Source organism: Sphingomonas trueperi (assembly GCF_011927635.1).
In the GTDB taxonomy this organism is placed as follows: domain Bacteria; phylum Pseudomonadota; class Alphaproteobacteria; order Sphingomonadales; family Sphingomonadaceae; genus Sphingomonas; species Sphingomonas trueperi.
Map to the genome: position 1 here is coordinate 63,817 of NZ_JAATJB010000005.1, position 19,355 is coordinate 83,171.

The window sequence follows — 19,355 nt, forward strand, 5'->3', positions numbered from 1 at the left end:
ATCACAAGAACATCAGGGAGTCACGCTTGATCCGAAGCTTCGCCATGGCGGCCGCCTGCGTCGCCCTAACCGCCTGTGGGGGAAGCGGCGGCAAGCCCGCCAGCGCCTCCTCCACCCCCGCGCAAAAGGGGCCGGGGCCGGGCAAGGGGTATAATCACGATCCCTATCCCTCCACCTATCGGCCCTATCCCGGCGTGCCGACGCTGCTGACCAACGTCACCATCCTCGACGGCGAGGGCGGCCGGATCGACAAGGGCGCGGTGCTGTTCCGCGACGGCAAGATCGTCGCGGTGGGCCAGACCCTCACGGCCGATGCCGGCGTGACGGTGATCGATGGGCAGGGCAAGTACGTCACCCCCGGCGTGATCGACATCCACAGCCATCTCGGCGACTATCCCTCGCCGGGCGTGGATGCGCTGTCCGACGGCAACGAGGCGACCTCGCCGGTCACCGCGGACGTCTGGGCCGAGCACAGCGTCTGGCCGCAGGATCCGGGCTTCAGCCGGGCGCTGGCCAATGGCGGCGTGACGACGCTGCAGATCCTGCCGGGCTCGGCCAACCTGTTCGGCGGCCGTTCGGTGGTGCTCAAGAACGTCTATGCCCGCACCATGCAGGGCATGAAGTTCCCGGGCGCGCCCTATGGCCTCAAGATGGCGTGCGGCGAGAACCCCAAGCGCGTCTATGGTAGCCGCGGCCGCGAGCCCTCCACCCGGATGGGCAACATCGCCGTCGATCGCCAGACCTGGGCCAAGGCGGTCGAGTACAAGCGCAAATGGGACAAGTACGAGAAGGACGGCGGCGAGGCGCCGGGCCGGGACATCGCGATGGACACGCTGCGCGGCGTCCTAGAAGGCGAGATCCGCGTCCAGAACCACTGCTATCGCGCCGACGAAATGGCCAACGTCATGGATATGGCCAAGGAGTTCGGCTACCATGTCTCGGCGTTCCACCATGCGGTGGAAGCCTATAAGATCGCCGATCTGCTGAAGGCCAACAATACCTGCGCCGCGGTCTGGGCCGACTGGTACGGCTTCAAGATGGAATCCTACGACGCGGTGCCGGAGAACCTTGCCATCCTCGAGAAGGAAGGCGCCTGCGGCATGATCCATTCGGACGACGCCAACGGCATCCAGCGGCTGAACCAGGAAGTCGCCAAGGCGCGCGCCTCGGCAATCCGCGGCGGCTTCGACGTGTCCGAGGCGACGGCGTGGAAGTGGCTTGCGATCAACCCGGCGATCGCGCTGGGCATCGCCGACAAGACGGGCAGCCTGAAGGCCGGCAAGATGGCGGACGTGGTGCTGTGGAACGGCAATCCGTTCAGCGTCTATACCCGGCCGGAAATGGTGTGGGTCGACGGGGCGCTGCTCTACGACGCCAAGGATCCCAAGCGCCGTCCGGTTTCCGATTTCGAGCTCGGCCAGCCGGGCGAGGGGGATGTGAAGTGAGCAAGACCCTATTTCTCGCCGCGGCGGCCTGTGTGGCGCTCGCGGCACCTGCGATGGCGCAGGACGTGGCGATCACCAACGCCAAGCTGGTGATCGGCGACGGTTCGGCCCCCGTCGAGGGCGGCACGGTGGTGGTGCGCGGCGGCAAGGTCGTCGCGGCGGGCCGCGGCGTGGCGGTGCCCGCCGGCGTGACGGTGGTCGATGCCGCCGGGCGCTATGTGACGCCGGGCATCTTCGCCGGCTTCACCCGGATGGGCATTGTCGAGGTCGACGGGGTCGGCGTGACCAACGATGCGGCGGCGGGCAGCTCGCCGTTCAACGCCGCGCTCGACGTATCGCCGGCGGTCAACCCGCGCGCGACCCCGATCTCGATCAACCGCGCCGACGGCGTCACCCGCGCCGTGGTCGCGCCGGACGTCAGCAAGGGCTCGATCTTCGCCGGCCAGGGCGCGGTGATCGACACGCGCAGCGACCTCCACGCGGTCGCCCGTCCGCGCGCCTTCCAGTTCATGGAATATGGCGAGAGCGGCGGTCGCGTCGCCGGCGGCAGCCGCCCGGCGGCGATCGCGATGCTCCGCAACGCGATGCTGGAGGCACGCGACTATGCCCGCAATCCGACGAGCTTCGCCGATCGCGGCAAGGACGCGCTGCTCACCCGCGCCGATGCCGAGGCGCTCGCCGCCGTCGTGCAGGGCAAGGTGCCGCTGCTCGTGCATGTCGAGCGTGCGTCGGACATCCTTGTGCTGCTCCAGCTCAAGCGCGAGACGCCGGGGCTGAAGCTGGTGCTGGTCGGCGCGACCGAGGGCTGGACGGTGGCGAAGGAGATCGCTGCGGCCGGCGTGCCGGTGCTCGCCAACGCGCTCAACGATCTGCCCGCAAGCTTCGAGCAACTGGCCGCCACCCAGTCGAACATCGGCCGGATGCAGGCGGCGGGCGTGCTGGTCGGCGTCGGCACGATCAACGACGACGAGGCGCGCCAGGCGCGGCTGGAGAAGCAGTTCGCCGGCAACCTGGTGGCGCTCACCCGCGTGCCCGGCGCGACCGGGCTGAGCTGGGACGCTGCCTTCGCGGCGATCAGCTCCAAGCCCGCCGAGGCGATGGGGATGGGCGAGGCGTACGGCTCGCTCAAGGCCGGTCGAGTCGGTGACGTGGTGGTGTGGGACGGCGATCCGCTGGAAATCGGCAGCATGCCGGTGAAGCTGTATGTCGACGGGATCGAGCAGCCGCTCACCACCCGCCAGACCCGGCTGCGCGATCGCTACTGGAAGCCCGAGGAAGGCGCGCTGCCCAAGGCGTATCAACGCTGATCAGATGCGTTCAATACGGAACCTTCACGATCGCGGAAACTTTGGCGGTCAGGTGGAACGGGCCCGGCGCAGCGGGATGCGCGCGCCGGGCGATCAGGAGTATCGAACAATGAGAAAGCATATCCTTCTGCCCATCCTCGCGGCGCTGGCGCTGGCGGCATGCCAGCAGGGCGGCGAGGCGACCGGCAACGCTGCGGCGGACAATGCCGCCGAGGCGAATGCGGTGGTCGAGAATGGTGCGGTCGGCAACAATGTCGCGGCCGAGGTGATCGCGATGAACGACGCGCAGCGCAACGTCGTGTTCATCCGCGCGATCATGGATGCCGGGCTGAAGTGCGACCATGTCGAAAGCTCGCAGCGCCTGGACGACCAAGACGGCAACCCGATGTGGCGGGCCAATTGCAGCGGCGGCGTCGCGCACATGGTCACCATCACGCCCGACGGCACCGCCAAGATCGTCAGCCGCACCGACCGGTGACGACGCGACGTTCTTAGCCGAACAAAAAAAGGGGAGGCCTCGAAGCCTCCCCTTTTCCTTTTCGGCGGCTTCCGCCCTCAGAGGCCGACGACGCCGCCGTCGTTCTTGGTGATCACCACCACCGCCGAGCGCGGGCGGATGGTTGCCGCCACGGCGCCGCCGGCCTGGCTGTCCGGCCAGTGGCTGGTCGGGGCGGCGGGGGTGCCGCCTTCGCCCGGATGCTGAATGCCGACGAACAGCGTGCGGCCATCGGGCGTCGAGTCCACCCCGGTGATCTCGCACTCGATCGGGCCGACCAGGAAGCGGCGCAGATTGGCGCCCGGCGCGGCGCCGATGCGGGTCGCCTGCGTCGCGGTCGCGCCGCCCGAGCCGGTGTTGGTGATCGTGCGCGCGCCGCCGTCGCCCACCGTGCCAGGCTGGGCGGCGAGCATCATGCAGTTGGTCACGTCGGTATAGGCGCCGTCGTCGGTCTGCAGCCACATCATCGGCTTCACCTGACCGCCGGCATGGGTCGCACGGGCGAACACCAGGCCATCGGGGCTGGAGAAGTCGTTGCTGGCGTCAAGCGACGAGAGGTTGATGTTGGTCTTGTCGAGGTCGGCGCCGGCACCGAAGGCATAGATGTCCCAGGTGAAGCTGGTGGCTTCGGTATCCGCTTCCTTGATGCGGATGATGTGGCCGTTCGGGTTGCCGAACTGCGCCGTGCTGCCCTTCGGGTCGTTGTAATGGCGCGGATTGGCGGCGTCGGTACCGTTCAGCGGCCGGCCGGCGGCGTTGTTGTTGGTGAGGGTGAGGTAGATCTCGCCGGTCACCGGATTGCTGGCAGTCCATTCCGGGCGGTCCATCGGCGTCGCGCCCAGCTTGTCCGCGGCAAGGCGGGTGTTGACCAGAATGTCGGCCTGGTCGGCGAACGGATAGGCCGCGTTGCTGCCGTCGAGCCCGTTCTGGCCGAAGACGAGGGGCAGCCAGGTGCCGGAACCGTCCGCGTTGAACTTGGCGACATACAGCGTGCCGCTGTCCAGATACTTGTCGCCGATCGCGAGCCTGTCCGTGGCGTCCGCATCGGCAGCCACCCAGGCCGTCGCCGACACGAACTTGTACATATATTCGCGCCGGGAATCGTCGCCCATGTACCAAGCCGGCTTCTTGCCGACGACGAATGCGCCGGGCCAGCACCCCTCATGCCCCATGCGGCCGAGCGCGGTCCGCTTGCGCGGCGTGGACGTCGGAGAATAGGGATCGAACTCGACGACCCAGCCGAACTGGTTCGGTTCGTTGCGGAAGTCGGTGGTGGCCGCGCCGGTGCCGGCGCGCGCGTCCCAGCGGCGGAACAGGGTGTTGGCGGCGTCGGCGGCGACCACCGTCGACCAGCCGTAACTGCCCGTGCTGCTGGTTACGCCGTAGCGGCTGAGTGCGGTCAGTTCCTTGGCGCTGCGATTGGCATTGTCGCCGCTGCGCCGGAAATAACCGGCCCAGTTCTCCTCGCAGGTCAGCGCCGAGCCCCAGGGCGTGGTGCCGTTGGCGCAGTTGTTGATCGTGCCGCGACCAGCCACGCCGGTGGGGGAAAAGGCGGTCTTGAGCAGATCCGAACCCTTGGCCGGGCCGTTGAACGCCATGGCGGTGGCAGGCGTGATGCGGCGGTTGAACGTCGAGTCCTGCTTGACGGTCCAGGCCCGGTTCGCCCCTTCCACCAGCTCGGTCACCGAAACGCCGTGGCAGTCGATTTCCTTCTGCGCTTCCGATTCGGGGCGTGCGCCGTTGACGGTGGTGGCACCGGCGACATGCAGATACTGATCGTTGATGTTCTCGTGGTTCTGCACGAGCAGGCCACGAGTCGAGCTGTTGGGATCGCGGGTGCCGGTGGCGCTCAGGCCGTACCAGTAGAGCGCATCGCCATGGTCGCCGATGCGCTGGGCGAAATTGGTGTCGGTCCCGTCATTCTTGTAGGCGGCCACGCCCGCGGCGATCGGGTCGCCGGTGCGGTTGATCACGCTGACGGTATAGCCGGTCGGCACGGTGACGACGTCGAGCTTGTTCTTGGCGACGGCGGTGAAGCCCAGCGCAGGCGGGTTCACGGTGACGGTCGTGGTAGCAGTGGAGGTGTGGCCGCTATTGTCCGTCGCCGCAAACTGGAAGGTCAGGACGGTCTGCTGTGCGACGGCAGGCACGAGGAAGGTCGCGATATCCTGATTCGCATTGCTCAGGGTGACGGTCGGGCCCGCGGTCTGCGTCCAGGCGACCGCCGTGATAGCCTTGTCGTCATATGCGGTGCCGGTGAGGGTAACCAACCGACCGCCGCTGGTCGTGACGGCACCGCCCGCCGTAACGGTGGGCGGCACGTCCGCGCGAAAGCTGTCATTGCTGTCGCACGCCGCCAGCAGCGAACCGCCCATCGTCGCCGCCACGATCGCGCTCGATCCGCGCAGCAGCGTCCGGCGCGAATAGCGCTGGTCGGCGAGTTCGTTGAGCGTGACGGCGTCGCTGCGATTGGTATCCACATCGCCATCGCTATAGCCGAACGGCGACTCGATCAGGTCGGTCATTGGGGTCCCCTCTGTTGGCCGGGCGTGCAAGTCCCGGTTCGTGCCCGCCCATGGGGACCGCGTGTGAAACGGTGATGCACTTCGTGTGACGGATCGGCGGCGCCATGGCGGCGTGCATGTGACACTTGCCAAGGTGGCATCCGAAGCTAAGCGCAGCAGCATGACCTCCGATGTGGGCAATAGCGATCCTACGCCGCCACCGAGCCTCGCCAGCCGCTTGGGCGGCTGGGTTCGCGACCGGCGTCGCGGGCTGGCGATGGCGGATCGTGATGTGCCGCAGGTGCCCGGTCGCCGCTGGGCGATGCCTGTACTGGCGGGGCTGATCGCGGCCGGCCCGTTCGCGACGCTGCTCGGCGCAACGGTGCTGGCCGGTGCCGTCGAGCGCGAGACGCGGCGGATGGAGGCATTGCGCGCGCCGCGCCGGATCGCCGAAGCGCGGCGCGAGGCGGCGCATGTGGCGCTCTCTGGCGCGATGATGCGCCCCGGCCCCGCCGCGCTGCTGGACGGCGTAGCGGCAGCCTTGCCTGCCGATGCGGCATTGGTTCGTGCGGAGCGGAGCGTGGACGGTGCGCTGGCGCTGGAAGTGTCGGTCAGCGATCCCGACGCGCTGCGCAGCGCGGTGCGCCGCGTGCCTGCCCTGGCGGGCTTGCGCGACGTCCGGCAGCAGGAAGGCGAGGGGCGTACCATGGTGCTGCTGCGGCAGGTCGCGCCATGAGCCGACGGCCGATCCTGTTGGGCATGCTGACCGGGTTGTTGCTCGTGGCGCTGCTCGCCCCCTGGACGGGGGCTGCGCTCGGTCGTCTGGCCAAGGCGCGGGCGGCACGGGCGGCAGCGGCCGCCGCTGCGGCTGCGCCGCGTTCCGACGCGCCGGTGCTCAAGCCCGAACTGGCGTTCCCCCGCGCCAGCGCCGCCGCCGCCATCCGCGCGCGGATCGAGCGGCTGGCGCATGGCGGCGGCGTGCTGGTCGAGGCGATCACGCCGACGACCGCACCGGCGCCGCTGGTGATGATGGAGGTCCGCGTGTCGGGCCCTGAAAAGGCGGTGCTCGCGTTCGCCGATGCGATCGAGCGCGAGCGGCCGCTGCTGCGCTTCCGCACCTGGCGCGTTGAAGCGGCGGAGGGCGGCGGGGTGCGCCTCAGCGGCGCACTGGTCGGAGCGGTACGATGATCCCGCGCGCGCAAATCATCGCCTTGACCGCGGCGGCGCTATCCGCGGTGGCGCTGCCCGTCGCGCTGCTTCGGCCAAGCGCGACACCAGCGGTGCGGGCACAGCATGCGCTGCCGCCATTGTCCGCGCCCGACGAACCGCCGCTCGGCCATGTCTTCGGCCGGCCGCTGTTCACCGCACCTGGGGGCGAGAGCGAAACGCTACCCGCAGATGCGCCGCAGCTGACCGGGATCGTCGGCCGGCTCGGCAGCGATGCCGTGGCGCTGGTCCGCACCGCGCAGGGCACCAGCCGCAGTCTTGCGATCGGCGACAGCGTCGATGGCTGGCGCCTGGAATCGCTGTCGATCGACGCGGCGCTGTTCAGCCGGGGCGGGCAGCGCGCCCGCGTCCCGCTGCCCGCCGCCGACCCCGAGACGATGGCTCAGTAGATCCCGTCTATCTCCACCTTCAGCCGCGCGGGCGGCGGGGCAAGGAGCAGGCTGTTGCGCCTCGCATTGTCCGCCTCGTCGGCGCGCAGGCGGGCGTAGCGATCCTTGGCGGCCGCGCTCGCATCGGCGCCGTCGCGCAGGATCGTCGGCTTGAGGAAGATGAACAGCGTGCGCTTCTGGTGCTGTTCCTTGCGACCCTTGAACAGTTCGCCGATCAGCGGGATGTTGCCGAGCACCGGCACCTGCTGGCGCACGTCCTGGTAATCGTCGCTGGTCAGGCCGCCGAGCACGATCGTTGAGCCGTTGTCGGCGAGCACCGTTGTGTTGATCGCGCGCTTGTTGGTGATCAGGTCGCTCGCCCGCGAGACCGTGGTGCTGGCGATCGACGAGGCTTCCTGGTTCACCTGCAGGCGGATCGTGTCGCCGGCGTTGATCCGCGGCAGCACGCGCAGGGTGATGCCCACGTCCTTGCGCTCGATCGTGTTGTAGGGCGTCGCCGCACTCGAATTGGTGAGGATCGAGCCGGTGACGAACGGCACGTTCTGGCCAGCGATGAACTCGCCTGCGACATTGTCCAGCACGGTGATCTGCGGCGTCGACAGCAGATTGGCGCGGCTGGAGGTGCCGAGCGCCTGGAGCAGCACCGAGAAATTGTCGCCGATCTTGAAGTTGCCAGTCAGCCCGCTCGCGCCGGTGCCGAGCAGCGAACCCGCGGGCACGCCCAGCGCCGTGAGGATCGCGCCGAGCGAGGCGCCGCCGGAATCGAAAGAGGTGCCGGCACCGGTCACCCGGTCGAGCACCGCACCGCTGGTGCCGATCTGCACTGCCAGCTGCTCGGCATCGTCGCCGGTGATCTCGGCGATGGCGGCTTCGATCAGCACCTGCGGGCGACGCACGTCGAGATCGCGGACCAGCGGCTCGATCGAGGCGATCGCGCTCGGTGCGCCGCGGACGACGATGGCGTTGAGCTCGGGCGCGGGCTGCACCGTCAGGTCGGGGGTCGCGAAGCCCTTGGGCGTCTGCGGCTTGGTCGACTGCATCATCGGCGTGGTGGTGCCGGTGGCCGCCTGCACGCCGGTGCCGGTGGGAACCGAGGATCCGGGCGTGCCGTTCGACATGCCGGTCGCCGCACCCGACAGCGCGCTCTGGCTGGAGAGCCGCGCAAAGGGATTGGTGGGGTTGTTCGACAGGCTGTCGGCGACCGGGTTGTCGGTGCTGTCGCCCAGGCCGAGCACGCCGCGGAGCACGTCGGTCACCGTCTCGGCATCGGCATAGTTGAGCCGGAACATGCGGGTGATCGGCGTCGAGCCGCCCGGCAGATCGAGCGAGGCGACGATCCGGCGGCCTTCGGTGACCAAGGCAGGGGTGCCGCGCAGGATCACGGTATTGCTGCGCTCGTCGGCCGCGACGCGGGTGCCGCCGCCCTGGTCGCCGCCCAGCACGTTCTGCACCGCCTGCGCCACCGCCGGCGCGCTGCCGTTCTTGAGCGCGATCGCCGCGAAGGTCGCGCCGCCGCCGCCGTCGAGCTGGCGGATGATCGATTCGATCCGGCGGACATTGTCGGCATAGTCGGTGATGACGAGGGCGTTGGGTGCGGTCAGCGGCTCGACGCTGCCGAAGCTCGCGACCAGCGGCCGGGCGATGCGCGCGGCATCGGCCGAAGGCACGTTGGAGAGGCGCACCATCCGCGTCATCAGTTCCTGCCCGGCGATCCCGCGGGCGGGCAGGCCGCCGTCACGCACCGCGTTGGCGGCGGGGACGACGCGCCAAGCGCGGCCCGAGCGCACCGCCGCATAGCCATTGGCGCGCAGTACCGACTGGAACAGGTCCCACACGCCGTTCGGCGTCAGCGGGCTCGACGAGGTGACCGTCACCACGCCCTTCACGGCGGGGTCGAGGATCAGCGTGCGGCCGGTGATCCGCGAGATCTGGTCGGCGACGTCGGCGATCTCCACCCCGCGCATGTTGATCACCACGTCGGCGGCGTCCTGCGGCGCAGCGGCGGTCTGGGCGGCGACCAGCACCGGATCCAGGAGCATCGGCGCGAGCGCGAGGCAGGCGAGGGCGGGGCGAATCTTCACGCGGTTTTCTCTCATCTAGCGCAGCGGGACGGTCAGCGTGATCCGCCGTCCGTCGCGCAATATCTGGATCTGGGCCGAGCCGGCGGCCTGCGCGGCGGCGAAGGCGGCGTTGGCCGCCTGGGTATCGGTCATCTGGGTGCCGTTGACCGAGGTGATCACGTCGCCCGGCTGCATCCCCGGCGGCCCGTTGGCACCGATGCGGAAGCCGTCGGCGGTCTGGGTGGCGCCCAGCTTCTGCAGCGCGGCGGCGCTGTTGTCCGGCAGTTCGGGCGGCGGCTGGACGCCCGGGCCGGCACCCGGCGGGGGTGCCTCGCCTGCGGGGGGCGCCGCTGCGGCGGCCTGGCGCTGCTCGGGCGAGAGGCTGGGATCGGGGAAGGCGAGGAATTCGCGGCGGCCGCCATTGTCGAACAGCACCCGGTCGCGCTGGATCGCGGCGATCGTCGCCCCTTCGATTTGCTGGCCGACGCGGAAGCCGGTGGCGGGCGCGCCGCTCACCGCGATGAAGGCGGTGGAGAGTTCCGCCGGGATCGCCGCGACGATGCCCTTCAGTTCCAGCGGCAGCGAGGTCGGCTGCGGGGCATCGACCACCATCGGCTTGCCGAACGGCGCCAGCGCGATCGCGGGCGCCATGTCCGGTGCGACGGCGGGGCCGCTGCGGCCCGAGGGTACGGTGATCGCGCCGGTGCCGGCATGGCCTGCGATCCGCCAGGTGAGGCTGGCGAGCGCCACCGCGACCGAAACGACCATCGCCCCGGTCAGCAGATCGAGCGCGGTGCGGGTCTGGCGCGGGGTGAGAGCGAGGCGGGTCATCCCTTGCGTCCGTCCACGAAGCCGTCGAGCGATGCAAGCGGCGTCTTCTCGGCGAGCGGAAACACGTTGATGCGAACGCGGACGATTTCCGGATCCTGGGTGCTGCGCTTGTCGACCGCGATGCGCCAGCGCTCGCCCAGCATCTCCACCTGTGGTTTGCCATCGATGCCGGCTTCCAACTCGGCGAGCCGGTTCTCGGCCACCCACATCGCGGCGGCGCGGCGCTCGACCCCGCGAGTCGAGTCGATATGCGTCTGCACGGTGCGCATCAGTCCTATCGTGGCGATGGCGAGCACCGCCAGCGCCACCAGCGCCTCGATCAGCGAAAAGCCGCGCGCGTCGTTCATCGGGGCTTCGTAGGCGTAGGCGTCGGGGCGGGGAGGGCGCTGGCGGTCAGTCCGTCATAGCGGACCAGCCAGCGCTGGCTGCCATTGTCGATCGACGCGGCCATCGGCTTGCCCGATCCGTCGACCCCCAGCACCACCGGCGGGCGGGTGTCGAGCGTCAGCGTGATGCCGCCGGGAAGGGTGTGGGGTGCAAGCGCACCCTCGGTACGCGCCGCCATCCGGCCGTTCGCACCGATCGTCGCAAAGCCATAGCCGTGTTTCTCCGCGGTGAAGGCGACCAGCCGATCGCCGAGCATAGCGTCATCGGCAGCGGCCTGCAGCCGCGAGGCGAGGCGGCGAGCTTCCGATTCGACGCTCGGCTTGCGGCTGGCGGCGCCGATCCCCAGCGTCACCGCACCGGCGGCGACCCCGATGATCGCGAGAACGATCAGCATCTCGATCAGCGTCATGCCCGCCTGGGAGGCGCGACGCGCAGCGCTGTCGGCCCCCCCGCGGAGCATCAGCCCTTGCCTTCGATGTCGGCGTCGACGCCTTCGCCGCCGGGCTTGCCGTCCTTGCCGAACGAGCGGATCGTGAAGCCGCCGCCCTCGGACTTGTATTCGTACGGCTTGCCCCAGGCGTCGAGCGGCGCGGCCGAGAGATAGCCGCCCTGCGCCCAGTTCGCCGGCACCGGCGGGATGGTGGGCTTTTCCACCAGCGCCTTCAGGCCCTGTTCGGTGGTGGGGTAATCGCCATTGTCGAGGCGGTACATCTTCAGCGCGCCTTCGATGCTGGAGATGTTGCCCTTTGTCGTGGTCACCCGCGCCTCGTCGGGGCGGTTGATCACGTTGGCGGTGATGAGGCCCGCGACCACGGCAATGATCACGAGGACGATGAGCATCTCGATCAGCGTCAGCCCGGCTTCGTGCTCGCCGATCTGGCGGAGCTTGCGCGGGGCGCGCTGCGATGCGATGTCACAAAATGGTTTCAAACTTATGCGCATCCCTGCCTCATGCGTCCTACCCATGAAGCTTCTGTGACACACGGTGCCCGAGCGCCGGACCTGCCGCCGCCGCACGCCGGGGGTGTGTGGACGCTGGCGGGCGACCGCCTGATCATAGTCTCCGCCGAGGGACCCGCAACCATCCTCGTGCCCACCGAGCGGGTACGGCTGCTCGCCATCGACCTGCCGTTGCCGAATCGCGCTAGGCGACTGGCGGCGCTGCCCTTCGCGATCGAGGACCAGGTCGCCGAGCCGATCGAATCGCTTCACTTGGCACTCGGCGCGCGGGTCGCGCCGGCCGAGGCGCCCCATCGCTATCTGGTCGGCGTCGTGCGCGCCGAGACGATGGCGGAATGGGTCGCGCTGGCGGAAGCGAACGGCCTCGGCGCCGCGCCGATGGTCCCCGACGTGCTGCTGCTGCCGCGCCCGGTAGAGGGCTGGGCGGTGGAGGTGCGCGACGGGCGGGCGCTGGTGCTGGCGGCGGATGGGACGGGCTTTGCGCTGCCGGCCGCGCTGCTCGGCTCGGCCTGGGAAGCAGCCGGGCGGCCGCGCATCCACCATCTCGGCGAACCGCTCGGCGGGGGTGTCGAGGCGCATGCCACGACCCCCGATTTGCGCGACGACGAGGCCCGGGCCGAGGTCGCGATGGCCGAGCTCGACCTGCGCCAGGGCCTGTTCGCCGCACGACGCGAGCGGGTGTCCCATGGCTGGCGACGGCTGGGCTGGATCCTCGGAATCGGTGCGGCGGCACACATCCTGATCGCGGGCGGCGATGCGCTAATGCTGCGCAGTATCGCGGATCGCAGGGCGGCGGAAACCCGCGCGCTGGTCTCCGTGGCAGCGCCGGGCACCGATCTGACCGGCGATCTCAAGACCAAGGTCACGGACCTGTTGCCGACCGGCGGCGGGCGTGCGCCCGATCGCTTCGTGCCGCTACTGGCGCGCGTGTCCTCCGCGCTCAACCCGCTTGCCGGGAGCATCGCGGTGCGCACGGTGCGCTACGAAGGCAGCGTCTTGACGATGGAGTGCGACCCCGGCGCGCCCGATCTCGCCGCGCGGATCGCCGAGGCGCTGCGGGCCGGCCGGATCCAGGGACAGGCGACGGCCTCGCCAGACGGCTCGATCCGTATTACGGCGAGCGCGGCATGAGCGATTTCCTCCGCACCCAGCTGCCGACCCTCGACGCCGGCCTGTCCCGCACCGCCAGCTGGTGGCAGGCGCGGAGCGCGCGCGAGCGGGCGATGTTGGCCGGCGCCGTCGTCTTCCTCGCGGCGATCGTGCTGGTCTACGGCGTGGTGAAGCCGATACAGGGCGCGCGGGCCTCGGCACTCGCCGATATCCGTACCTATGAGACGCTCAATGCCCGCATTCGCGCGGCGGGGACGCTCAGCGCGGTCAAGCCGCAGCGCCGCACCGGTGCGCCCGAGGGGATCGCGACCCAGTCCGCCAGTGCGTTCGGCGTCGCGCTGACCACCGCGCCGATCGCGGGTGGTGTGCGCGCGAGCGTGGCGGATGCGAGCTATGACTCGCTCGTCCACTGGCTGGCGGACGTGACAACGACCAGTGACTTGCGCATCCGCAGCGTCACCCTGCAGCGACTTGGTGTGCCGGGCCATGTCTCCGCCACCGTGGAGCTCGCCCAATGATCCTCGAAATGCCGACCTTGCCGTACAGCTTCGCGCGCCGCCACGGGGTGCTGCTGCGCGAGACGCCGCAGGGGATCGAATGCGTCCACCGCGCCGATGCGCCGCTCGACGGGCTGCTCGAGGTGCAGCGGCTGGCGCCCGGCGCGCGCTTCGTGAAGCTGGAAGGCGCGGCCTTCGATACCGCGTTAGGCCAGGCCTATGGCGGGGCCGGGGGCGCCGCGGCGGATATCGACCTGGGCGACATGGACCTGGCCGCGCTCGCCGACAGCGCGGCGAGCGTCGACGACCTGCTCGACACCCGCGACGACGCGCCGGTGATCCGCCTGATCAACGCGCTGCTGATGGAAGCGGTGAAGGAAGGTGCGTCGGACGTGCATGTCGAGACGCAGGAAAAGCGCCTCGTCGTCCGCTTCCGCATCGACGGCGTGCTGCGCGACATGATCGAGCCGCCGCGTGCGCTGGCGCCGCTCTTGGTCAGCCGCATCAAGGTGATGGCCAAGCTCGACATCGCCGAACGGCGCGTGCCGCAGGACGGCCGCGTGACGCTGCGCATCGGCGGCCACGATGTCGACGCGCGCGTCTCCACCATCCCGACCCAGCATGGCGAGCGGGTCGTGCTGCGTCTGCTCGAGAAGGGCTCGCTCAAGCTGGACCTGTCCGGCCTTGGCATGAGCGAGCGCGACCAGGCGGTGTTCGGCCGGCTGCTCGAGCGGCCGCACGGCATCCTGCTCGTCACCGGGCCTACGGGCTCGGGCAAGACGACGACGTTGTACACCGCGCTCACCCGGCTCAACGACCGCAAGCGCAACGTGATGACGGTCGAGGACCCGATCGAATATGAGCTGCCGGGTGTCGCGCAGACCCAGGTCAATCCGCGCACCGACATGACCTTCGCCCGCGGCCTGCGCGCGATCCTGCGCCAGGACCCCGACGTGATCATGGTCGGCGAGATCCGCGACCAGGAGACCGCGCAGGTGGCGGTCCGCTCGGCGATGACCGGGCATTTCGTGCTGTCGACGCTCCACACCAACAGCGCGGTGGGGTCGGTGACCCGGCTGATCGACATGGGGGTGGAGCGGTATCTGCTGGCCCCCATGGTCGTCGGGCTTTGCGCGCAGCGGCTGGTGCGGCGGCTGTGCCCGAGCTGCCGGCGCGAGGATGTGGCGAACGCGGCGGATTCGGTGCTGCTCGGCGGCGCGCTGCCGGTAGGCGCGCCGGTGTGGCGCGCGGTCGGGTGCGACCAGTGCCATGACGAAGGCTATCGCGGGCGGGCGGGGTTGTACGAGGTCGTCGCGGTCGACGACGCGTTCCAGAAGCTGATCCACGACGGCGCCAGCGAGGCGGAGATCGAACGCCATGCGCGTGGGGAGAACCCCAGCCTGCTCGATGACGGCGTCGCCAAGCTCAAGGCCGGGGTGACCACGGTGGAGGAAGTCGCCCGCGTCGTGAGGGACGAGGCGTGAGTGTGCCAAAGATCCTCCCCAGAACGGGGAGGGGGACCATGCGAAGCATGGTGGAGGGGCTGCGCCGCGAGGCGCGGTCTGCGTCGAAGCTGTGGGATACCGCCGCGTGCCGCGGCGGGCCCTCCACCATTCGCTGGCGCGAATGGTCCCCCTCCCCGTGCCGGGGAGGATTTTAGATGCCCGCTTTCGCCTATCGCGCGGCGGATCGCACCGGCGCCGCCAAGCGCGGCGTGATCGAGGCCTCCAGCCCCGCCGCCGCCCGCGCGCTGCTGCGCGAGCAGGCGCTGCTGCCGCTTTCGGTCGAACCCGCTGCCGAGCGCGGCCGGTCGATCGGGTCGATCACCCTGCCGCGCTTCGGCCGGAGCGGGGTGAGCGCCCGCGCGCTCGCCACCGTCACCCGGCAGATTTCGACGCTCGTCGGCTCGGACATCTCGATCGAGGAGGCGCTGCGGCTCGTCGCCAGCCAGTCCGAGCAGCCGGCGGTAAGCTCGCTGCTGCTCGACGTGCGCGGCGCGATCCTCGACGGACGCAGCTTCGCCGCAGCGCTGGCGCAGCACCCCAAGGCCTTCCCCGAATTCTACCGCGCCTCGGTGGCGGCGGGCGAAGCCTCCGGCCGCCTGATCGACGTGCTCAATCACCTCGCCGAGTTCGTCGAGAACCGTCAGGCCAACGGCCAGAAGTTGCAGTTGGCACTGCTTTACCCGGCGCTGCTGGCGCTGGTGTCGTTCGGCATGATGGTGCTGCTAATGGTCTATGTCGTGCCGGATATCGTCAAGGTGTTCGTCTCGCGCGGGGCTGACCTGCCGCTGCTCACCCGGGCGCTGATCGCGATCAGTGCCTTCCTGCAGGGCTTCGGGCTGTATCTGCTGATCGCGATCGGGATCGGCATCGTCGGGTTCGGGCGGTGGATGCGGGTGCCGGCCAACCGGCTGCGCGTCCATCGCTTCTTCGCCGAGCGGCGCCCGTTCCGCCGGTTCAGCCGCCAGATGAACGCTGCGCGCTTCGCCGGTAGCCTCGCCACGCTGGTGGGGAGCGCGGTGCCGCTGGTCGAGGCGCTCCATGCCGCCGCCGCAGTGACGCCCAACCATTTCGTTCGCGAGAAGGCGACGGGCGTGGCGATGCGGGTGCGCGAGGGGATCAGTCTGCGCGCGGCGATGCAGGAGGCGGAGATCTTCCCCTCGATGCTGGTCGCGATCGTCGCCTCGGGCGAAAGCTCGGGCAAGCTCGCCCCCGCGCTCGGCCGCGCCTCGGGCGAGTTGGAGCGCGAGCTGGACGCGCTGGTCGCCACGCTGGTCGCGCTGGTCGAGCCGCTGGTGCTGCTGGTGATGGGCGGGCTGGTGCTGCTGATGGTACTCGCGATCCTGCTGCCGATCATCAACCTGAACAACCTGGTGGGGGTGTAAAACGCCCTTGAAAGCCCTCTCCCGCCTGCAGGAGAGGGCTAAATCACATCTTGCCCTGAATCCTGGACCCGCCGGGGAGGCCGACGAACGGAAGCGCCGCCGCGCCGTCCTTGCTCATGCCGAGGTCGAGCATCCCGTCCTCGCCCAGCACCGCGTCGAGCAACAGCTGCCGCCGCTGCGTCGCGGGGGTCAGCCGGATCGTCGTGCGCGGCCCGACATGCTCCGCTGTGAGCAGCAGCGCCGGCACCGCGGTCGATCCGCCGCCAGACTTGGGGCGGCAGCTGCCGGGATCGGTCGTCACCTTGCCATCCATCATCTGGCTGCCGCCACGCACCGCAATCCGCGCCATCTCCACCTGCATCACCAGCTTGCAGGTAAAGGGCAGGTCGGGCTGGATCGCCTGGAGCAGGCTGGCATCCGCCGCGCCGCTGACATGATCGAGCACCGTCCGCCCGCCCAGATGCACCAGCGCGCGCCCGCCGAGATCGGTATCCGGCCCGCTCGCCTTCCAGTCCGCCGCCAGCCCCAGGCTGGTCAGCGAGCGGAGCGGCGCCAACTGCCATTCGAGCTTGCTGCCCCCGGCGACACCGACTTCGCCGTTCCAGATCGTCCCCGCCACGCCGCTCCGCCACGGCACGTTTCGGACGAGCAGGCTCGCCGGCGCGGTGGCCAGCATCGCGAGCGCATAGGCCCCTATGCCCAGCCCGGCGAAGAGGATAAGACGCCGCCGTGCCTCATTCGCTGAATCCGGAGTTCGCAATGGACCGTCGGTCCCTGCTGCGGCTGTTGCCCTCGGGCCTCGTCCTATCCGCGGCATCGCTATCCTCCAACGCATGGGCGGGCGAAAAGAAGGACAAGCGTCCGATCGCCCTGTTGCTCCCGCTCAACGGACCGCGAGCGGGGCTGGGCCGTAGCATGCAGCAGGCCGCGTTGCTCGCGGAAAACGCGGACTATGTGCTGGCGTTCGATACCGGCGGCACTGCGGAAGGCGCCGCGCGCGCCGCTGGCGAAGCGCTGCGCCGCCATCCCGCGCTGATCCTGGGGCCGCTCACCGCCGCCGAAGTCCCCGCCGTCGGCAGCACGGTGGCGAACCGCGTGCCGGTGATATCCTTCAGCAACGATTCGGTGCTGCGCCAGCCGGGCGTGTGGATCTTTGGCATCACTGCCACGCAGGTGACCAGCGCGGTGCTCCGCTATGCGCGGACGCGCGGCGTGCGATCGGTGGTGATGATCGACGACGGCTCTCCCTGGTGCGCCGCCGCCAGCCTCGCCGCCGGGCGGATGGAGGGCGAGATCGGTCTTTCGCTGCGCGTGCTGCAGGTGAAGCCGGGCCAGCCGCTGCCCCAGGCCGGCGATACGCCCGATGCGGTGCTGCTGCCGGGAAGCGGGGAGGGCGTGCTCGCCGCCGCGCGGGCGCTGAAGGGGAGCGGGGTGCAGTTGCTCGGCACGCTGCAGGGCCTCGACAACCGGCCGGACTCGCTGGAGGCGCTCGACGGCGCCTGGCTGGCCTGTCCGGACCCTGCCGCCTTCTCCTCTTTTGCCCAGGCCTTTGCCGCCAAGAATGGCGGCGACCCCGGCACAATCACCGCGCTTGCCTATGACGCTGCCGGCGTCGCCAACAAGCTGCGCGAGGCCAATGCGCTCAACATGAACGGGTTGGTCGACGCCAAGGGCTTCCACGGCGTCACCGGGCCGGTGCGTTTCCGCACCGACGGATCGGTGGCGCGCGACTTCGCGATCGTGGTCGCCTCGCGCGACGGCTATGCCAGCGTGGCGGTGAGTTCGGGATCGTGACCGGGCAGCCCGAAGCCGGCGAGTCCGGCTTCACGCTGATCGAATTGATGATCTCGCTGGGGCTGTTCGCACTGATCGCGGTGGCCGGGCTGGCGCTGGTGGACGGCATCCTGCGGGTCAATGGCCGCACCGAAGCGCGGCTGGATCGGCTCGCGGCGCTCCAGCGGACGATGTTCGTGCTGACCAGCGATCTCGACCAGGTGGCGAGCGGGCCGATCGAGGGGCGGGGCGACCAGCTCTCCTTCGTGCGCAGCGCCCCTGGTACCGGCGGTACGGCTACCCCGGTCCGCTATGCGGTGGCGGGCGGCACGCTGGTCCGCGCCGCACCCGCGCCGCAGCTGCTGCTGCCGGGCGTGGTCACCGCGCGGTGGCGCTTCTGGGACGGCGCCTGGATCGATCGCTGGCCGGTGGACGACAGCAAGGAGGCCAAGGCCCGCTGGCCGCGCGCCATCGCGCTCGACGTGCAGGCGGCGGGGCCGGGCGGCACGCCCGTTGCGCTCCACCGGGTGGTGACCTTGCCGCTGCGCGCGCAGGATCCGCAGCCGGAATGAGCCGTCCGCGCGAAATCCGCGACGACGAGCGCGGCATGATCCTGGTCAATGTGCTGATGTTCGTCGCCATCGCCAGCGGCCTGGTGCTGCTGATGATCGATCGCGAGGAACTCGCGCTTGATCGGGGCCTGCGCATGCGCGAGGCGGCGCGGGCGCAGGCGATCGTGCGCGGCGGCGAGCTGTCGGCGCTCATCGCGCTGCGCCGCGACGGCGAGACGGCGGGCGATGTCGATCATGCCCGCGAGCCCTGGGCCAAGCTCGCCGCGACCGCTGCGCCGATCGAAGGGGGGACCTTCGACCTCGCGATCGGCGATGCCGAGGGGCGCTTCAACATCAATTCGGTGCGCAGCGGCGAGGCGGGCGCGGTGGTGCTGCTCCAGGACATCGCCAACGAGATCGAGATGCCGCCCGAACAGGTGGTGGCGGCAATCCAATATGTCCGCCTGCAGGGCCCGGTGACCGATCTGCGCCCGCTGCGGCTCGCCGGTCTCGATCCCAAGGTGGCCGACCGGCTGGAGAAGGTGGTGACCGCGCTGCCGGGCATCACCACGATCAACCTTAACGCCGCCGAACCCGAACTGATGCAGATGCTGTTCAAGGATCCGCTGGTCGCCGACCGGCTGCTGCAGGTGCGCAAGCGGCAGGGGTTCCTGACGCTCAAGGATCTCGACGACCAGCATGCGACCCTGCCCTGGGGTACGTCGTTCAAGTCGAGCAGCTTCTGGGTGCGCACCCGAGCGACGATCGGCGGCACCGCGCAGCAGGAAGCGACGCTGATCCAGCGGCGTCGGACCAAGGACGGCAAGCTGGAAACGGTGCCCGTCGAGCGCTGGCGTAACGCCGCGGTGCCGCCGGGCGTGCCGGCCTTCGGCACCGGGCGTTGAGATTGCCCGGCTTTTCTGGTCTGATC

The 19,355-nt window shown here is 70.1% G+C and carries 20 protein-coding genes; 13 read left to right on the top strand and 7 right to left on the bottom strand.

All coding sequences use genetic code 11. The annotated features are described in order from the left end of the window. The first annotated feature begins 44 nt into the window (after nucleotides 1–44). The 3 genes from GGR89_RS09855 (at nucleotide 45) to GGR89_RS09865 (ending at nucleotide 3,230) form a co-directional block, all read left to right on the top strand. Entirely contained in the window at nucleotides 45–1,445 is a 1,401-nt protein-coding gene (locus GGR89_RS09855; protein ID WP_125972165.1) for an amidohydrolase, read from the top strand. A gap of 53 nt (nucleotides 1,446–1,498) precedes the next feature. After that, a complete protein-coding gene (locus GGR89_RS09860; protein ID WP_125972167.1) occupies nucleotides 1,499–2,752 on the top strand; it encodes an amidohydrolase family protein in 1,254 nt (417 codons plus the stop codon). Between the two features lie 109 nt (nucleotides 2,753–2,861). Continuing rightward, a complete protein-coding gene (locus GGR89_RS09865; RefSeq protein WP_125971925.1) occupies nucleotides 2,862–3,230 on the top strand; it encodes a hypothetical protein in 369 nt (122 codons plus the stop codon). Nucleotides 3,231–3,307: 77 nt separating this feature from the next. Here the strand turns inward: GGR89_RS09865 and GGR89_RS09870 are convergent, their stop codons facing one another. Then, on the bottom strand, nucleotides 3,308–5,773 hold the full coding sequence (locus GGR89_RS09870; protein ID WP_125971927.1) for a PhoX family protein: 2,466 nt from the start codon (nucleotides 5,771–5,773) through the stop codon (nucleotides 3,308–3,310). Nucleotides 5,774–5,933: 160 nt separating this feature from the next. On the opposite strand from GGR89_RS09870, the gene GGR89_RS09875 reads away from it, so the two are divergent. The 3 genes from GGR89_RS09875 to GGR89_RS09885 are packed head-to-tail and all read left to right on the top strand — an operon-like array spanning nucleotide 5,934 to nucleotide 7,368. After that, on the top strand, nucleotides 5,934–6,488 hold the full coding sequence (locus GGR89_RS09875) for a hypothetical protein (RefSeq protein ID WP_125971929.1): 555 nt from the start codon (nucleotides 5,934–5,936) through the stop codon (nucleotides 6,486–6,488). Continuing rightward, nucleotides 6,485–6,940 (top strand): hypothetical protein, encoded by a 456-nt coding sequence (locus GGR89_RS09880; protein WP_125971931.1) that lies wholly within the window; start codon nucleotides 6,485–6,487, stop codon nucleotides 6,938–6,940. The genes GGR89_RS09875 and GGR89_RS09880 overlap by 4 nt, the downstream gene beginning before the upstream one ends. After that, complete coding sequence (locus GGR89_RS09885; protein ID WP_125971933.1) at nucleotides 6,937–7,368, top strand: hypothetical protein; 432 nt, start codon at nucleotides 6,937–6,939, stop codon at nucleotides 7,366–7,368. The genes GGR89_RS09880 and GGR89_RS09885 overlap by 4 nt, the downstream gene beginning before the upstream one ends. On the opposite strand, the gene gspD is transcribed toward GGR89_RS09885, so the two are convergent. Genes gspD through gspG form a run of 5 tightly spaced genes read right to left on the bottom strand, consistent with a single transcriptional unit; the run spans nucleotide 7,362 to nucleotide 11,576 of the window. Continuing rightward, nucleotides 7,362–9,449: a type II secretion system secretin GspD gene (gene gspD, locus GGR89_RS09890; protein WP_241217781.1), complete on the bottom strand. Its 2,088-nt coding sequence runs from the start codon at nucleotides 9,447–9,449 to the stop codon at nucleotides 7,362–7,364. The two genes, GGR89_RS09885 and gspD, sit on opposite strands and share 7 nt — an antisense overlap. Nucleotides 9,450–9,464: 15 nt before the next feature. Then, nucleotides 9,465–10,259: a type II secretion system protein N gene (locus tag GGR89_RS09895; protein ID WP_125971935.1), complete on the bottom strand. Its 795-nt coding sequence runs from the start codon at nucleotides 10,257–10,259 to the stop codon at nucleotides 9,465–9,467. Further along, a complete protein-coding gene (gspI, locus tag GGR89_RS09900; RefSeq protein ID WP_125971936.1) occupies nucleotides 10,256–10,606 on the bottom strand; it encodes a type II secretion system minor pseudopilin GspI in 351 nt (116 codons plus the stop codon). The genes GGR89_RS09895 and gspI overlap by 4 nt, the downstream gene beginning before the upstream one ends. After that, nucleotides 10,603–11,106: a GspH/FimT family pseudopilin gene (locus GGR89_RS09905; protein WP_125971938.1), complete on the bottom strand. Its 504-nt coding sequence runs from the start codon at nucleotides 11,104–11,106 to the stop codon at nucleotides 10,603–10,605. Before GGR89_RS09905 ends, gspI begins: the two co-directional genes overlap by 4 nt. Continuing rightward, complete coding sequence (gene gspG / locus GGR89_RS09910) at nucleotides 11,106–11,576, bottom strand: type II secretion system major pseudopilin GspG (protein WP_125971940.1); 471 nt, start codon at nucleotides 11,574–11,576, stop codon at nucleotides 11,106–11,108. The genes GGR89_RS09905 and gspG overlap by 1 nt, the downstream gene beginning before the upstream one ends. A 45-nt stretch (nucleotides 11,577–11,621) precedes the next feature. On the opposite strand from gspG, the gene gspL reads away from it, so the two are divergent. From gspL to GGR89_RS09930, 4 genes are all read left to right on the top strand, one after another. Then, on the top strand, nucleotides 11,622–12,737 hold the full coding sequence (gene gspL / locus GGR89_RS09915) for a type II secretion system protein GspL (protein WP_125971942.1): 1,116 nt from the start codon (nucleotides 11,622–11,624) through the stop codon (nucleotides 12,735–12,737). Then, complete coding sequence (gene gspM / locus GGR89_RS09920) at nucleotides 12,734–13,234, top strand: type II secretion system protein GspM (protein ID WP_125971944.1); 501 nt, start codon at nucleotides 12,734–12,736, stop codon at nucleotides 13,232–13,234. The genes gspL and gspM overlap by 4 nt, the downstream gene beginning before the upstream one ends. Next, nucleotides 13,231–14,697, top strand: a complete 1,467-nt coding sequence (locus GGR89_RS09925; protein ID WP_125971946.1) for a GspE/PulE family protein — start codon at nucleotides 13,231–13,233, stop codon at nucleotides 14,695–14,697. Before gspM ends, GGR89_RS09925 begins: the two co-directional genes overlap by 4 nt. 176 nt (nucleotides 14,698–14,873) lie before the next feature. Then, complete coding sequence (locus GGR89_RS09930) at nucleotides 14,874–16,100, top strand: type II secretion system F family protein (RefSeq protein ID WP_125971948.1); 1,227 nt, start codon at nucleotides 14,874–14,876, stop codon at nucleotides 16,098–16,100. Nucleotides 16,101–16,143: 43 nt separating this feature from the next. Here GGR89_RS09930 and gspN read toward each other — a convergent pair whose 3' ends face one another. Next, complete coding sequence (gene gspN, locus GGR89_RS09935) at nucleotides 16,144–16,776, bottom strand: type II secretion system protein N (RefSeq protein ID WP_125971950.1); 633 nt, start codon at nucleotides 16,774–16,776, stop codon at nucleotides 16,144–16,146. Between the two features lie 83 nt (nucleotides 16,777–16,859). Here gspN and GGR89_RS09940 point away from each other — a divergent pair, with 83 nt between their 5' ends. From GGR89_RS09940 to GGR89_RS09950, 3 genes are read left to right on the top strand one after another with little or no spacing between them, the layout of a single operon-like run. After that, nucleotides 16,860–17,894 carry a penicillin-binding protein activator gene (locus tag GGR89_RS09940; RefSeq protein ID WP_125971952.1) on the top strand — a complete coding sequence of 345 codons (1,035 nt, stop codon included), beginning with the start codon at nucleotides 16,860–16,862 and terminating at the stop codon, nucleotides 17,892–17,894. Next, complete coding sequence (locus GGR89_RS09945; protein WP_125971954.1) at nucleotides 17,891–18,445, top strand: type II secretion system protein GspJ; 555 nt, start codon at nucleotides 17,891–17,893, stop codon at nucleotides 18,443–18,445. Before GGR89_RS09940 ends, GGR89_RS09945 begins: the two co-directional genes overlap by 4 nt. Next, the gene (locus tag GGR89_RS09950; protein WP_125971956.1) at nucleotides 18,442–19,329 is read left to right on the top strand and encodes a type II secretion system minor pseudopilin; all 888 of its coding nucleotides are present in this window, start codon (nucleotides 18,442–18,444) and stop codon (nucleotides 19,327–19,329) included. The genes GGR89_RS09945 and GGR89_RS09950 overlap by 4 nt, the downstream gene beginning before the upstream one ends. Nucleotides 19,330–19,355: the final 26 nt, after the last annotated feature.